The organism is Affinundibacterium baiyunense, from assembly GCF_018139645.1.
In the GTDB taxonomy this organism is placed as follows: Bacteria; Pseudomonadota; Gammaproteobacteria; order Burkholderiales; family Burkholderiaceae_D; genus Undibacterium; species Undibacterium baiyunense.
The window spans coordinates 325,788-341,056 of the sequence record NZ_JAGSPM010000004.1 but is presented as its reverse complement, the minus strand read 5'-3'; the positions used below and the strand labels follow the sequence as shown (position 1 = coordinate 341,056).

Below are 15,269 nucleotides of genomic sequence, written 5' to 3'. Positions count from 1 at the left end.
AGTGCGAAAATTGAGTGATGTATTGGCTACATTTTGCTTAAGGTGTTCGTCGTTATATGTGGAAAAAGAATGAATTGCTCACCGATCGGTAAGCGCATCATGATGGTTTGTGAGTATTGGAGTTGAGTGAATTCTGTTGCTTCATTTAAGGCTTCTAACCAGTAGGTACATTGGTAAGATTCGACTTGCGCATGCTGCTGTTCAAAGCCTATGTTAGTGACACCTCCGCCGCCGTTCTTGCTGCTGACATTTAATGTAAGGAATGTCGTTACTGGCGCAGCAAGTAAGGCATCGGCGAGCGCTTGATTGGGATTGCGTGTGTAGCTTGGATTGGGATTGGAAATAGGATCAATTTGTGTGTATTGCTGTGTATCGACACCTTCTGGCAAGCTTGATACGACAGGAATCGATGGCGCACCAGACTGCTGTTGATAGCTACCCGCAGCTAAGATGGAATTGCCATGTGGTACCGATATTTGCTTGATAATATTAAACTGCTGCGAGGGCGCGACGCTGTCTTTGACGGTTTGATTTCCTAATCCTGCTTGATTACCATTACCGTAAGGGCCAAGCAGTTGAAGCTGATCGTTGATAAAGAGTAGTGACCCGTTTTCTGCATGTACTAAAGCATTCTTATTCGGACCTTCGGCGAAATAGACACGCTGTTCATAGAATAAGACATTGCAGTTTTGTGTACCGATTCCACCACGATTTGCTGCACTGCCATGAATTGCGCTGAAGCTCAGTTCTTCGTAGTAGGCAAAATTTTTCAGTATGTAGCCCGTTGGTGAACTAGGATCAAGCTGAGGCAAGGGCATGACATTGTATGAGTAGGGCAGATCGTCTGTATCAGTGAGTTTATTCGTCCATGTGCCAATTAAATATTCGAGTGGGCCTAAACTAGACGTTGGCGCCGCTGGTGATGTTTGTGCTGGTTCGTTGATGATACTGCGGGTAAGAATGGGTATTGTGTTGCTGTGATAAATGAAGACAGTAATTTGACCTCGGTTGTCGGCAAGCCCTGGACCGTACACCGCGTGAATATCATCGTTGATACACAAAGACAAAGAACCTGTCTGGCCGCGAGGTACTTCTGTCGGACCTGCACCAATTAGAAATACCGGATTGTCGCCAATTCGTCCAACTAAGGCGCCCATTGGTGCACCGACCAAAGGATACTGTGTTTGGGTCGGTGGGACAATAATTTGTGAGTCGCCAGCGGGGCCATAAAGTTGCTGCTGGTTGGTCTGCGGATCGGCAGTCCACGCACCTGTTTGAAAACTGATTGTGACGGCGTTATCTGCTGAAATCATGATTCCAGTATCGGTCCAAGCTTGTGTCGCTTGCACCACAATACGTTGATTTGGCATTGAGGCACCCCCGTTTTTTTACCCGATAAAAAGTCAAATTTGCCGATTTATTTTATGATTGAATGAGAAGCAAAATCGGCTGGTGTAGATGCTTTAGCATTTTTTATGCCAAACAGAATTACCAGATATGGATGGGCTTTTGTCAGTGGCAAGAGCCTGATTTTAAGAGAGTAGTTTTTTTGCATTACACGTAATCAAAAGGATGATTACGTGTGAATGCGCTTAAAGAATAGAGCTGAGTGAAGAAGTGAAGGCCTCAGGTGGCGCTATATGGAATTGCTATTAGTGATTCAAATTCGCATCAGCGTCTTCCTAGCGATTCGGTAGCGATTTGAAATCCCAAAGAGCGATAGCATTCGAATTGAGTTTCGTCATAAAACTGATTTGCTGAAGATTGATGTGGAAATGCGGGGTCTTGCATTTTGTAATGCGCGATATACGGATTGTGATCAAAGGCAAAATTATCGCTGCGCAAATGTGAGGATAAATAGGCTTCATCCGATAAGCTATCTCGCAAGCTAAAGTCACCCAACAAGGAGGTTTTTAGGTAAATTAATTTACCCACTTTTTCATTGCGATAATAAATACTGCCAATCGCATAGTGCTGTTGACCATTACGAATCTTGTCTAATCCTTGCATCACGATGATTACACCGAAATCGATTTGCACCAAACGAATGACATCTGCAAGACTAGAAAAAGTCAGGCCTAAATCTTCCTCACTATCGGCAGCGATGATCAGCCTACATTCTCGCCTTATTAATTCATAGATCCCTAAATTTTCGATATGACCACCATCGGACAAATTGATATACGGGGAGTCGGCAGTTAAGTTACTAGTTAGTTCGCGCAGAAAGTAATTTGGACCTGGACGGTTTTTGACTACTCGTTTGTGCTTAATCCAAGTGGGATTTGCCAACCAATAGTCGTAGCGAATATTGAGCATGCCCAAGATGAATACTAATGGCTTAATAGTGCTCTTTCCAAGATTTGGCGCGACTGCCGCTGCCGATATGGCCATTGCGGTGGCTAAGTTGAGGTCAGAATTTTGTTTCTCTAATTCTTCGGTGCGGCAGTAAGAGGTGCTGACGCTACCCACGTAGCGCTTACTGAAGAAGAAAAAGTCACCACGTCGGTCATCGCAGTAGGCTTGACTAGTGCGATTCAGATTTAAGGTGCAATTGAGCAAGTGATAGGGAGCGAATGTCGAATCTAATTCCGATAGTTTTAGTTCATCTGCTTGTTGCACCATTGCTTGTCGGTTTAAGCCAAAGATATAGGCTTTGCTTAAGCGATCTCGGTAGAAGCAACTAAAACTAGTAAAGTTGACGTTCGCCGTGTAATGATTAAATAAGAACAAAATCAAAGCAATAGTGAAAAATCCGATTGGACTCTTCCATGCAAATTCAGCTAGCGGGGAGGGCGCTATATGCAGTAAGTCATTGCATAGATGCAGATAGAATAGCCAGAACACCGTAAACCCAATCAAGCCCAAGAGATAGATGGTTAGTCGTGATGCGAGACTTGCGATGCTAGGCAAGAGCTTGGACGCCAAATAACTCAATCCGAAAGCAGAGAAGCTTCCGAACAGAATTAAAGTTTGAAAGCTAAATCGGCCTTCAACTTCAGTACCGTACAGATGAATTGCGATGACTTGTAACTCAATGAAGAAACTGCTCAGTATGGCAGCGATACACCAGCCTAACACTTTGCTTGCTTTGTCGCGACGAAGCCAATTCGCGTTTTTACTTTCAGTTTCTGTTGTTAGTTCCCTTTTTTGTTTGATTGATGCAAGTAGCAAATTGGCGAGCGGCGAAAGCAGATACATCGCTATCGTTGCATAAATTAGCGCAAGCGTGATGGCGAAGTTTTCAATGATAGGTAAATGAAAATGAGCAAACCATGAGGCAATTAGATGACGTGGGTTTGAGGAGTTAGAGATGAGTAAAACACTGATTGCCGCCATCACCAACAATATTGGAAAAACGATCAAGAAGTTGACAAACATGCCGCGCAAGAACACGCTTGGTACACGTAATACATCGATCAATCCGCCGGGGGCCATGTAATTTGCATTATTGCGCAAATGGCGAAAAACAGCGTTTTCTCGAACGCCTGGCTGGTGTCCAAATAAGGCCTCATGGGCGCGTATTTGTTTGACTTGTTCAGCGTGTTGACTTGTACTTACCTCAGTGTGTGATTTGGTGTCAGTTTGTGCTTTTGTGAGATTTGCATGTTCCAATTGTTGTTGCGTTTCAACCGCGTGTACTGCGCTGTAGCAAGAGGCAATGTAGCCACCACCAGATACCGTAGACAGATAGTCGACCGCTTTCAGTAAGCCTAGTTTTCGTAGCCCTTGTATCACGCCTAAATTGACCGTCGCTGATCGTATGCCGCCACCAGAAAACGCTAGGCCAACTAGTCCTCGATGTGCCACATCAGGATCGGCATCCCACGCCGCTTGGGTGTTGTGAATTTCGTCCAGCACCTCATTCAGAACTGCCGAGCGTTTTTCAGGTGCAAGCAAGATACGATCAAAATCGATCAAGGCTTGTTCATGACGTGATAACAGCTTGCCGTCATTGTCTAAGAATTGACGTTGATTGATTTCTTCCAGCTCGGCCTCAATCACTTCTTGGGAAAGTTGGTGCTGGGTTTGCATAATCTCGACCTCTCAATCTGTGATGAGGATTAATGAATATTCGGGTTTAGTGATTGGCATTGAGTATGCCGACATCTATTGAGTCACTTACGACACCTGATCGAAAGACAAATGCAAACTAGTCGGGAAGCTATTTTGATAGCGAACTTTGCCGTCATCTCCAGGTACACGGCGTAGATTTTTTTTGCGAAGCAAGGCTTTGATAATCATGGGAATTTGCACCATATTGATGTATTGACCAAAGCAGGTGTGCATGCCATAACCAAAGTGCATGTAATGATAATCAGGGCGATCGAGTCGGAAAGATTTTGGATCATCGAGTGCGCGTCCATCCAACATCGCTGATTGCAATGCGACTAAGACCTTAGTGCCTTTTTTGATTTTCTTTGCGCGCAAACTACCACTGGCGATCACGTAGTCTTCATTGGCGATACGGAAAATTCCGGCGCCAAAGCTATTGAATCGTAATGCCTCAAGCACGAACTTACGGAGTTTTTCATTATCGTCTTGTAGCGCTGCTGCTTGTGCCTCGGCAAGTAACGCGGGATGATCAAGTAAATAGTCGATGACCAAGACCGCGCATTTAGAAGTGGTCGGCATTAGACCAATAATGATGCCAATCAAGTTGTTACGAATCTCCAGATCGCTCATGCCTGGCGTGCCACTTGCTTGCAATTGCAGACACCGACTAAGTACATCGTCGCTGATTTGATTTGATGCTGTATTTTGCGTTAGTGCTAGTTTTCTTTGCGCAATGAGTTGATCCAAATAGGCACAAGTTTTTACGCTGTTGGCGAGTGCAGCTTGATCAACTTCTGCGGGATTATTGGGATAAAACAAGTAGGCGAACATACTGCTAGTCCAGTCGAATAGTTCTATTTGACTTGGCCCTGCAACGCCCAAATATGCAGCACTAAATTGGCAAGGAACGATGCTACTGAGTTGACTAACCATCTCGATTTGTCCAGCCGTTTTGTTCACCAGCTGTTCCGCAAATCGCTCGACCATAGGGGCGACGATTTGAGCTAGGTCATCGCGCCGGATTACTAAACGCATATTGGATACATCGCGGGTGTATTGTGGGGTGTCGTTCATCCCGAGAAAAAAGTTACTGCCAGCGGTAATTTTCTCCATCTTCTCTGCGTAAGTCACGCCGAGCGCATTCGGACGAGATAGTGCTTCTTGCACATCGCTAAAGCGAGTGATCAAAGCAAATTCTTTAAGTACAAGATTCGGTTTGATGAAACGTAATATGGCGAAGATGAGAGGTAGGTTATTGCCGGCCCAAGTTTTGATTTTTGTTGCGATGTCCATAGTGATCTCCCTGACGATTTATTTTTGTGTTTTTAAAATATGCTTTTTAGGCACGGTTTTAAGTCGCAGAGTAATGTATGGGTAAATAAATGTCTATTTTTATCAATACTTTTTGAGTAGCCGTTGTTTTAAATGAGGCTAAAGCACTCTTTGTGGGATGTAGTGCGCGGTCGATATTGGGTTTTACTTTGTGCGCAGTGTTGGGAGTAGCTAGCGATGCTGTTGTGGCGATCTTGTTCAATCGATTTGAGATAAAAAAATGCCAGCACTAAGGCTGGCATTTTCAGACTCTAATTTATCTCGAAAAAATTAGAGTGATTCTGGGTCGGTGTTACTCCGTGATACCCCATTGCGACAGCATCCAAGCAAAATTAAATGCACCTTCTTTAATTGCATCGTAACGCCCCGACGCGCCGCCATGTCCAGCAGCCATATTTGTTTTCAATAGCAGCGGATTATTGTCCGTTTTATGCGCACGTAATTTAGCAACGTATTTTGCAGGCTCCCAATACATCACCTGACTGTCATTTAAACCGGTCGTGACCAACATCGCTGGATAGGCTTTTTTCTCGATATTGTCGTAAGGAGAATAGCTGCGCATGTAGTCGTAAGCCGCTTTGTTGTTTGGGTCACCCCACTCTAGATATTCACCCGTGGTCAATGGCAAACTAGCATCCATCATGGTGTTCATGACATCGACGAATGGCACCGCAGCATGGACCGCTTTGAATAAGTCAGGACGCATATTTACGACCGCACCCATCAATAAACCACCAGCACTACCACCTTGAATAATCAATTTATCCTTGCTAGTCCATTTTTCTTGAATCAAAAATTCTGCGGCGGCGATGAAGTCGGTAAAGGTATTTTTCTTCTTCATCAACATACCATCTTCGTGCCAGCGCTCACCTAAGTCTGTACCACCACGGATGTGTGCTTGTACATAAATCACGCCACGATCAAGCAAGCTTAAGCGGTTCAACGCAAAAGTCGCTTCGGTAGAAATGCCGTAGCTACCGTATGAGTACAATAGTGTAGGTGCGGTGCCATCAAATTTAACGCCTTTTTTGTAGACTGCCCATAAAGGCACTTTGACACCATCTTTAGCCGTCGCCCACAAACGACGTGCTTCATATTTGCTGGCATCAAATCCACCAACAACTTCTTGTTGTTTCAAGATCGTGCGTTCACCGGTCGCCATATTTACATCCATCACCATTGGTGGAGTGGTTGGAGATTGGTAAGACATACGCAATTTTTGTGCAGTGAATTCAGGTGTACCTGCGCTATTTGCTAAATACACTTCATCATTGAACTGTACGCTCTTCCATTGTTTGGTTTTGAAATTGAAGATGCGGGTACGGTTCAATGCCTGTGTTTTTTCGGTAACGGCTAAGTAATCTCGGAACACTTCATAGCTGCCAACCAAGACATTGTCATCATGTTTAACCACTTCTTTCCAATTTTTCTCAGTTGGATTTGCCAGCGGTGCAGTAACAATGCGGAAATTTTTTGCATTTTTATTGGTGCGGATATATAAGCTTCCATCGCGATGTTCTACGTTGTAACGATGTCCTTTTTCACGTCCCAACACCGATTTAAAATTTGCTTGCGGTTGATTCGCTGGTAGTAACCACGCTTCACTGGTATCCGTTGCGTATGCTTGCAATTGAATGAACTTACGGTCTCGGCTTGTACCAACGCCAATGCTAAATTGTTCAACCTTTTCATGATAAATTTCGGTCGCTTTGTCGCCCAGTGTCAAACGGAATAAACGATCAGAACGTTTGGTCGTTGCATCTTCCTGCACATAGAACATAGTGTTGTTATCTGCCGCCCACGCCATACTAGTGACTCGCTCGGCTGTATCTTTGAGTAGCTCACCGGTTTTCAAATCTTTGATTTGTAATTTGAATTGACGATAACCAGTAGTATCGGTCAGATATGCTAAATAACGATCATCTGGACTAACGGAAGTGCCCGCCACCATGAAGAATTTCTGTCCTTTTGCTAATTCATTTTGGTCTAACAAGACTTCTTCAACCGCCTTTTCGTCATAGTTGAGTTTGGCGTCAGCAAGGCGACGGCAATTAATTCCATATTGTTTGCCAGCTTCGGTGCGTGAATAGTAGTAGTATTTTCCGCGACGTACAGGTACCGATAAATCGGTCTCTTTCATGCGGCCTTTGGTCTCAGCAAACAACTTATCAGCAAGTGCTTGCACGCCAGATGTCATTGCTTGGGTGTAGGCATTTTCTGCATTCAAATAGTCGATGACCTTGGGGTCTTCTTTCTTTTGCAACCAACGATAATCATCGGTCACGGTTTCGCCGTGACGCACTTCAGACCAATTGGATTTTGCTGCGATTGGGGGAACAGGCATCGTTGTCATTGGTGCTTGAACTGTTGGAGGCACGTTTGTTTGAGAATTGACATTGGCGGAAGAGCTTAATGCAATTACGAATGTGGCGCCTAATACGGACCATGGATGTAGGGACATAGAAATCCTTATAAATAAAACAGTGAGACTCGCATCTTATGAGAGTTTTGTATAGAGTTCAACATCGATATCTCTTGTGAGATCAATTGGTCGAGGTTTATGTTAGTCAACCAGGCATCAGGTATTACCGTTAAACTCTTACTTCTAACTACAAAACGAGTACAAAATGAGTGATCAACAGAAAAAATCTCTTCATCCCTTAATTGCAGTCGCCGCTGGCTCTGTCATTGTATTCAGTTTGGTGGGTGTTGCTGCGATGACAGGTCTGTTACCCAATTCGAATGGCGAGCCTAAGGCTGAGGTTAATCAGCAGATTGCGAATGTAAGCGAGAACGGCAAAGTTTCTAATGTAGCTGATGCTTCGATGGTTGATGTAAAGAATGCTGAAAAATCCGCGACAGCACAAGTTGTTCAGCCTACAGCTACTCCTGATAGAAAGCAGAGTTCGATCAAGACAGAAGGCAAGGTTGCGAATCAAAATTCTACACAAGCAGCATCGCAGAAAAATTCGTCCAATTCTAATGCAGAAAAATCTGAGAAGCCGATTTGCCTTCAATGCGGCACGGTCGAGTCTGTACGCAGTATTGAACAAAAAGCAGAAAAAGGAAGTGGCGTCGGCGCAGTCGCTGGAGCGGTGATCGGTGGCGTGATCGGCAATCAGATTGGCGGAGGTAATGGCCGTAAGTTAGCGACGGTTGCTGGTGCGGTTGGTGGTGGTTATGCGGGTAATGAAATAGAAAAGAGCCGCAGTACACGAATCACATATGAGGTTCGCGTTAAGATGGAAAACGGTGAAGTGCGTACTTTAAAATCAGAGAGCGAACCTGAATGGCGTAGTGGTGATCGCGTGAAACTTGTTGGTGGACGCTTGGTTCGTAACGATTAATCTGTAGAAAATCTTTAGAATTCCTCTAAGAAAAAACGGCGACATGATTGAGCTTCAGTTCAAAGTCGCCGTTTTTTAATTGTCTTTGCGTGCAGCTAGCTTTTGTATGCTGTGCGCAACCAAATCCAAGGCAGGGCGCACATTGCCTTGCTTATCAGTCCAGACCTTGGGTGTTAGCGCACCTGATAAACTGACACTTGCACCATCTTCTAGTTGTAGTAGGTGGGCACAAACGGCGTCATGAAACGCAATGACATTGCAAATAATATTGTCACCATCATCGGTCATCGCTTTGATTTTACAAGTAACGTAAATAGAACCAGCATGGCCTGTTCTCTGTTCGGCAATCCCGTGTAGGCGTCCAGCGATTAATGCATCGATCATAGATAAAGACTCCTGAAAATCAAATGGGTTCGCATTATAGTACGCCTTAGACAGACTTACGCAGCTATGGTTAACCTTGGTCAGCTCAGTGGTACCTCGCAAGCAGATATTTGTACGCAATGAAATGTGATGAAATTCACTGACCTTCTGGCGGCTGCCATAGTTCGACTTTGTTTCCCTCTGGGTCAATTACCCAAGCGAATTTTCCGTATTCGGACTCATCAATTTTATCGAGCACCTGACAGCCTTCTTCTTTCAATAATTTGACTAAGCCATGCAAATCTTCGACGCGATAATTAATCATAAAAGCGGCGGAGCTAGGTGCAAACATATCGCTTTCTCTCGCCGAGATTGACCAGATTGTTGAGCCACCAGTCGGTCTACCTTCTTCATCAGACCACGAGAATGCGGTGCCACCCCAAGACTGTACATCGATGCCAAGATGGCGTTTATACCAAGCGTGTAAAGTTGGAGCATCGTTTGCTTTGAAAAAGATGCCGCCTATGCCAGTGACGCGTTTCATATAGCTACTCCGAAATGTGTGTTGGAAAGTCTAATTGTGGTTGAGCTGAATCGAAAAGTCATGCGAATGTTTGATTGCATGTGTGTGTTGTAGGCTTTTTTCACAGCGCAACTGATGAAATGATCGTCTATATTTTTAAACAGTCGCTATTTTCAAAGATTTTTTGCAGTGCTTGCTTGAGCAATTCAAACTGATTTTCGTCAAGCTCGAAACTGATTGATACTTGATGTAAACCGTCTAATTCTGCACTGACATCAGGATCGAATACGAGTTCTGCTAAGTTACGATGTAAGCTGAATTGACGAATGCCTCCATAACCTGAATTCTCTTGATTACACCATTCGACATAATAGGTATCCATACCAAGCTCGCGATCTTGTTCGTCGTACTCATACGCACGCTGTAGCATCAAATAAATTTGTGCTGCATCTTGATCGGCGAAGCCCACTAAATGACCCTCGCAATTCGGGTCTTGGGTAACAACACAATTTGCGTGAAATTCGAAAGTACTCATGTTATGTTCTCTTCATACTGAATGTGTAGCTTGTTCATGGATTGTTATGGATTGTGTCGGGTCAATTTAGTGAGCGTAACTTATCCTCTATGATTTCGATTGATTTGATTCTGTCGAGTCGATGTTCCCAATCTTTCGCTGCCTCAGCTTGTTGACCTTGCCATTCAAGTGCAGAAAGTGCCATTTTTCGCAAAGTCTCGTCGCATTTGTTTTTCACTTTGATTTCGGAAAACGTTAAAGCGAGAACCATATCTGCGCGAACATCCTCTTCTATCGATGCAAATGATTCGTAGCCCCATTGTTTTGCGAGCAGTTCAAGTAGTTTTAGCGGGTTTGATTTTGGATGTGCTTCTACCCATTCCAAATATTCAGCTAGTACGTCAGCGCCAGTATCATTGCCATGCGGAGAGAAATCGTCACAGTCGTCCCAAAAAAATGCTGAATCAAGGGTGTGAATTGCATCTGGATGAAAGCAATCCCAGTCAACGTCTAGGGTTTCCCAGAGTGAGGTGTTGGATAGTGCTGCTTGTGCGCGCATCTCTAATTCTTTCAGTAATTTTTGCAGGGCGTTGAGTGATGTCGGTACTTCGTTCTTTTTTATCTCGCAGTGGTTTAAGAAAGCACTAACATCAAATTGATCCGCAGCAGTGATCCGTTTTTTTATTAACTGCAAGGCGTGACAGACTTCTTCGACTCCAGCTTGAAATAAGGGAAGAGATATTTTTTCAGAAGATCTCCAATCTCTTCCATCCATTAATTCGCTGGCGATCTCAATTTCAAAAAGTCGTTTTGATTTTCGGTAAGTGACTTTGGGCAGTGATGCGCGATAAGCCTGATGTAGTTCCAGTAATCCCTGCAAACTTCGTTTTGCTGGACCAGAATCATGAAAACAAAGTGTGATCGTGATCTCTTCAACTGCGTCGCCAAAGTTCGGTGCATCAGTTAGTAGAAAATCGCCTATGGGGGAAAGCGTACTATGTGCGCCATGAGTATCGTAAGACTTTGCGAGTATGTGTAATTTCATGTTGTGAAGTTCACTTCAGAAAATTGAAACTGTTAAGTTTGTTTTTAAGTCCGAACGCGATTTTCATGCCAATGCATAAAAGTATTCGCAGCAATTTCGCAATCACAATAGCCGCCATGTTGATTGCACCAATCGAGTAATCTATCGGCGTCTTCTTTTGCTAACTGCATCGCTTGAATGACATGCAAAGCATGTCGAATATCATGAAAGCAACCGTGCTTAGCTCGTAGCTTTTCCAACATCTCAAAAAACTCTTGTAATCTCGAATCAGCTAGGGGAAACAAGTTTTGCGCCTTCATGCGCTCACCGTCACGCCAGGCTTTGAGTTTGGCTTTTTGGGCTGATTTATTGGCTTTGTTCATAATTTGAATCGTATCAATGTGATGGAACATTACAAGAAATTTTCCAAATCAATTTATGTGCGATTGTGAAGTTGTTTGCCCAGTAGAGTGACAAAAAAATAGATTCCTATGCTTTGTATCAATCCGACTACGATGATGCCGAGTAGCAGTGCATCGTACGGGAGAGTGATGCCTGATTGCCTAAAAAACTAGAGATTTACAATAAATAATATTACTCTAAATTGCAATAATGTAACAATTTAAATTCAAGCTACCGCTGAAGATTTTTAATGCGCTGCCTTTTCAGCTCGATTCTATTGAGACGGTGATTGAGCCTTCTCTTTGTAATTGCAGAAAACAACAAAAGGCGCTCTTTTTTTCTTTACTTTTCAAAGCGCTTTGAATTAAACTTTGTATAAATCCAAAGCGCTTTGAATTTGTTATTGAGAAAACTCTAGCAAAATCAATCGAGCGCCATTTATTTAAATTTGTTGACGCTTAAGCTTATGAAACCAGCCTGCATATTTGATCTCGATGGAGTAATCGTAGATACCGCCAAATATCACTATCTGGCGTGGAAGCGTTTGGCGAACAGTTTGGGGTTTGATTTTACTGAGCATGACAATGAACAGCTCAAGGGTGTGAGTCGAATTGAATCCTTGAAGTTGATTTTGCGCCTAGGAGATAAGCACTTGAATGCGGAAGAGTTTGAGGCTGCGTTGGTGTGTAAGAACGCTTGGTATTTGGAGTACATCCAGCAAATTGGTCCAGAAGAAATCTTGCCAGGAGCAGCCGAATTTTTACATTCAGTGCGGTCACAAGGCATGAAAGTAGCCTTGGGTTCAGCGAGCAAGAATGCAGTGCTGATATTAGAGCGCATTCAATTACTCGATCAGTTCGATGCGATTGTCGATGGCAATAAAGTGAGTAAAGCAAAGCCAGATCCCGAAGTATTTTTAAAAGCGGCAGAAGAGTTAGGTGTGGCAGCTAGCGATTGCATTGTGTTTGAAGATGCAGTTGCGGGTGTTTTAGCAGCGCGTCACGCGGGTATGAAAGTGGTGGGAATTGGTGCCGCGAATGTGCTCGATCAAGCGCATTTTGTATTGCCGAATTTTGCGGGATTGAGTATTACTGATGTGCTCGCTAAATTCGCGTAATTACTTGTAATTAGTCGTTGCCAGTGTCGATTCAAACTTCGATACAGAGAAGACTTCGGAAAGAACTCAGAAAAGAAACTAGTTAGACCAATACGGATGAGATAGCGATGAGAGACTACATCAAAAAAGACCCTTGGAATATTATCGAAGAAGGCTTTGATCCTGCTTTGAATCGTATCTCCGAAAGTATTTTTTCGATAGGCAATGGCAAGATGGGCCAGCGCGCGAATTTTGAAGAAAAATATAGCGGCAGCAGCTTACGCGGTAGCTATGTAGCGGGCGTTTACTATCCGGATAAAACACGCGTAGGTTGGTGGAAAAATGGCTATCCAGAATATTTTGCGAAAGTTCTCAATGCGACCAATTGGATAGGCATTAACGTCAGCGTTGATGGTGAAGAATTAGACTTGGCGACTGCGCAAGTTGCTGGTTTTAAACGTGTGCTGAATATGCAAGAGGGCATCTTGCAGCGTAGTTTCGTCGCTACGCTCGCTTCTGGTAAGCAAGTCGAAGTGCAATCTACCCGTTTTACAAGCATTGTTGATACGGACAACGCAGTAATTCGGTATACCGTGAAAGCGCTCAACTTCAGCGGAAAACTCACGTTTTCACCTTTGCTTGACTTGAATGTCGTCAACCAAGATTCCAATTACGACGAACAATTTTGGGTCGAAATTTCACGTACTGCAGCGCAAGGAAGCGCAGCGATCACGGGTGAAACTAAGAAAACCGCATTTCATGTCGCTTGTGCATTTAAGTTAGCACTGGAGCATGATGGTGATGACGCGTCTTATACGATCGCGCCGTTTTCTCAAGAAAAGCTAGTTGGCAATACAGTCAATTGCAATATAGAACAAGGGCAATCCGTTAGCCTGATTAAATATGTCGCCGTGATTTCTTCCTTGTATGCGGACAAGGCGACGATACAAGCAAATGCAGAAACTTCTGCGGCGGCTGCTTACAGCAAAGGTTTTGCTGCGATGCTTAGCGAGCAGCGCGCAGCTTGGGCGAAAAAATGGGCAGAGTGCGATATCACAATTGAAGGTGATGTCGCTGCTCAACAAGCGATACGCTTCAACATCTTGCAGATGAATCAAACCTACACAGGTGAAGATGAGCGCTTGAACATCGGCCCGAAAGGATTCACAGGTGAAAAATACGGCGGTGTGACTTACTGGGATACCGAAGCTTATTGCTTACCGTTTTATCTGAAAACTGCTGATCCGAAAGTAGCGCGTCAATTGCTCGTGTATCGTTATAAGCATCTCGGTCGTGCGATTGAAAATGCCGCTAAGCTGGGTTTTAAGCATGGCGCGGCTTTGTATCCTATGGTGACCATTAATGGCGAAGAATGCCATAACGAATGGGAAATCACGTTTGAAGAAATACACCGTAATGGTGCGATGAGTTTTGCGATCTACAATTACATCAATCACACCGGTGATGTGGGTTATTTGGCGGAATACGGTTTAGAAGTGTTGATCGCGATCTCTCGTTTCTGGCGTCAACGTGTGCAATGGTCAGATCGTCGCAATGGCTACATTATGTTAGGCGTCACTGGGCCAAATGAATACGAAAATAACGTCAACAATAATTGGTACACTAACTTGCTGGCGCAATGGACTTTAAATTACACCCGTGAATCTCTTGCCCAAGTAAAAGCAAGTGATCCAAAGCGTTATGCTGAGATTGTCGTCAAAACCCAATTTGGTGGTCACGAAGACGAAGAAGCTATCTGGGCAGATGTGGCGGCAAAAATAGTGTTGCCAGTAGATGCGCCAACTGGTGTGTTTATTCAGCACGATGGTTTTATGGATAAAGAATTGTTGCCAATGACAGCGATTCCTAAAGGCGAATATCCGATACATAAACACTGGTCGTGGGATAGGATTCTGCGCTCTTGCTACATTAAGCAAGCCGATGTGTTGCAAGGGATTTATACCTTTGAAGCGAACTACGATAAAGAGACGATAAAAAAGAACTTTGATTTTTATGAGCCGCTGACCGTACATGAATCTTCGTTATCGCCATGTATTCATTCGATTTTGGCGTCTTCATTGGGGTACGAGGATCTGGCATATAAATTCTATTTGCGTACCGCGCGTTTGGATTTAGATGATTACAACCACGATACTGACGATGGTTTGCATATCACATCGATGGCGGGCACTTGGATGTCGGTGGTTGAAGGTTTTGGTGGCGTGCGTGTGCGTCAAGGCACACTGCATCTGAATCCAAGTTTGCCTAAGCAGTGGCAGGGCTATTCTTTCCGTATTACTTTCCGCGGTAGTTTGTTGAAGGTGACAGTTGCAAGTAATGCGATCATGATAGAAAATGAATCCGACTTGGGATTAATGCTGTATGTCAGTGGCAAAGAAATGCGCAGTCCGGCGCGACAGCTATTGACAGTGGCGCGTTAGTTTGGTGTAAGCTACTCTTTGACAAGTATTTGATAAAGTATTTATTGTTACAGCCTTATTAGGGTATTTCTTGCTCACATCGGAGGGGTAATCAGCTCGATGATGAGTTTCGGCTCCCTCCTTACGAGAGTAAGTGAGGGGCTTTTTTTATCTACGATATGTTTGTTTTAACGA

At 44.0% G+C, this 15,269-nt stretch carries 12 protein-coding genes; 3 read left to right on the top strand and 9 right to left on the bottom strand.

Annotation, left to right across the window (positions count from 1 at the left end; all coding sequences use genetic code 11):
* Nucleotides 1–26: 26 nt before the first annotated feature.
* The 4 genes from KDM92_RS09050 to KDM92_RS09035 all read right to left on the bottom strand — a co-directional run bounded on the left by KDM92_RS09050 (nt 27) and on the right by KDM92_RS09035 (nt 7,846).
* The gene (locus tag KDM92_RS09050; protein WP_212684028.1) at nt 27–1,370 is read right to left on the bottom strand and encodes a heme-binding protein; all 1,344 of its coding nucleotides are present in this window, start codon (nt 1,368–1,370) and stop codon (nt 27–29) included.
* 301 nt (nt 1,371–1,671) lie between these two features.
* Nucleotides 1,672–4,032 carry a patatin-like phospholipase family protein gene (locus KDM92_RS09045; protein ID WP_212684027.1) on the bottom strand — a complete coding sequence of 787 codons (2,361 nt, stop codon included), beginning with the start codon at nt 4,030–4,032 and terminating at the stop codon, nt 1,672–1,674.
* A gap of 87 nt (nt 4,033–4,119) precedes the next feature.
* Nucleotides 4,120–5,346 carry a cytochrome P450 gene (locus tag KDM92_RS09040; protein WP_212684026.1) on the bottom strand — a complete coding sequence of 409 codons (1,227 nt, stop codon included), beginning with the start codon at nt 5,344–5,346 and terminating at the stop codon, nt 4,120–4,122.
* A 331-nt stretch (nt 5,347–5,677) separates the two neighbouring features.
* A complete protein-coding gene (locus tag KDM92_RS09035; protein WP_212684025.1) occupies nt 5,678–7,846 on the bottom strand; it encodes a S9 family peptidase in 2,169 nt (722 codons plus the stop codon).
* A 166-nt stretch (nt 7,847–8,012) separates the two neighbouring features.
* Between KDM92_RS09035 and KDM92_RS09030 the strand changes: the two genes are divergently transcribed.
* Nucleotides 8,013–8,732 (top strand): glycine zipper 2TM domain-containing protein, encoded by a 720-nt coding sequence (locus tag KDM92_RS09030; protein ID WP_212684024.1) that lies wholly within the window; start codon nt 8,013–8,015, stop codon nt 8,730–8,732.
* Nucleotides 8,733–8,807: 75 nt separating this feature from the next.
* On the opposite strand, the gene KDM92_RS09025 is transcribed toward KDM92_RS09030, so the two are convergent.
* The 5 genes from KDM92_RS09025 to KDM92_RS09005 all read right to left on the bottom strand — a co-directional run bounded on the left by KDM92_RS09025 (nt 8,808) and on the right by KDM92_RS09005 (nt 11,569).
* Nucleotides 8,808–9,116, bottom strand: coding sequence for a single stranded DNA-binding domain-containing protein (locus KDM92_RS09025; RefSeq protein ID WP_212684023.1), 309 nt, complete (start codon nt 9,114–9,116; stop codon nt 8,808–8,810).
* 136 nt (nt 9,117–9,252) lie between these two features.
* Nucleotides 9,253–9,639: a VOC family protein gene (locus KDM92_RS09020; RefSeq protein WP_212684022.1), complete on the bottom strand. Its 387-nt coding sequence runs from the start codon at nt 9,637–9,639 to the stop codon at nt 9,253–9,255.
* 127 nt (nt 9,640–9,766) lie between these two features.
* Nucleotides 9,767–10,153 carry an Imm10 family immunity protein gene (locus KDM92_RS09015; RefSeq protein ID WP_212684021.1) on the bottom strand — a complete coding sequence of 129 codons (387 nt, stop codon included), beginning with the start codon at nt 10,151–10,153 and terminating at the stop codon, nt 9,767–9,769.
* Between the two features lie 61 nt (nt 10,154–10,214).
* Nucleotides 10,215–11,177 (bottom strand): hypothetical protein, encoded by a 963-nt coding sequence (locus KDM92_RS09010; protein ID WP_212684020.1) that lies wholly within the window; start codon nt 11,175–11,177, stop codon nt 10,215–10,217.
* A 44-nt stretch (nt 11,178–11,221) separates the two neighbouring features.
* Entirely contained in the window at nt 11,222–11,569 is a 348-nt protein-coding gene (locus KDM92_RS09005; RefSeq protein ID WP_212684019.1) for a DUF2695 domain-containing protein, read from the bottom strand.
* A gap of 455 nt (nt 11,570–12,024) precedes the next feature.
* Between KDM92_RS09005 and pgmB the strand changes: the two genes are divergently transcribed.
* Nucleotides 12,025–12,675 carry a beta-phosphoglucomutase gene (gene pgmB / locus KDM92_RS09000; RefSeq protein ID WP_212684018.1) on the top strand — a complete coding sequence of 217 codons (651 nt, stop codon included), beginning with the start codon at nt 12,025–12,027 and terminating at the stop codon, nt 12,673–12,675.
* A 107-nt stretch (nt 12,676–12,782) separates the two neighbouring features.
* Complete coding sequence (locus tag KDM92_RS08995; protein ID WP_212684017.1) at nt 12,783–15,095, top strand: family 65 glycosyl hydrolase domain-containing protein; 2,313 nt, start codon at nt 12,783–12,785, stop codon at nt 15,093–15,095.
* The last annotated feature ends 174 nt before the right edge of the window (nt 15,096–15,269 follow it).